The 525-nt window shown below is 62.1% G+C and carries 1 protein-coding gene; it reads left to right on the top strand.

Annotated features, from left to right (window positions below):
- Window positions 1–406 (top strand): methyltransferase domain-containing protein (locus ACXJKH_RS22010; RefSeq protein ID WP_457322569.1); only part of this gene is annotated, 406 nt, incomplete at its 5' end.
- Between the last annotated feature and the right edge of the window lie 119 nt (window positions 407–525).

The following is a 525-nucleotide window of genomic DNA, read 5'->3' as shown; positions in this document are numbered from 1 at the left end:
CTGCACGGCGGTGAGCTCCATCCCCAGCGGCAGCGTCGATGCGGTGTTCATGAGCAACTTCCTTGAACACCTGCCAAGCAAGGACCTGGTCCTGCAGACGCTGCGCGAGAGCGCACGCATGCTTCGCCCCGGCGGCCGCGTGATCATTCTGCAGCCGAACATCCGCTTCCTGTACGACGAGTACTGGGACTACTTCGATCACCACACCGCGCTCAGCGATCGCAGCCTGGTCGAAGGCGTCCTGATGGCTGGGTTGGATCCCAAGGTCGTCGTACCCAGGTTCCTTCCCTACACCACCAAGAGCCGGCTGCCGCAGGCGCCGTGGCTGGTGTCGCTGTACCTGCGTATCCCATTGGCGTGGCGCTTCCTCGGCAAACAGGCCCTGGTCGTGGCGTACAAGCGCTGATCCCGTTCTCCCAACATTTCCAGAGTTCGTCCATGGCAAACAAGAATGACAAGATCGTCTTGACCGGCGCCGCAGGCCTGGTGGGGCAGAACCTCATCGTCGAATTGAAGCAGCAGGGG

The organism is Stenotrophomonas sp. P5_B8 (assembly GCF_054049855.1).
The sequence above is the reverse complement of the archived record's forward strand: the minus strand, read 5'-3'. Positions and strand labels throughout refer to the sequence as shown.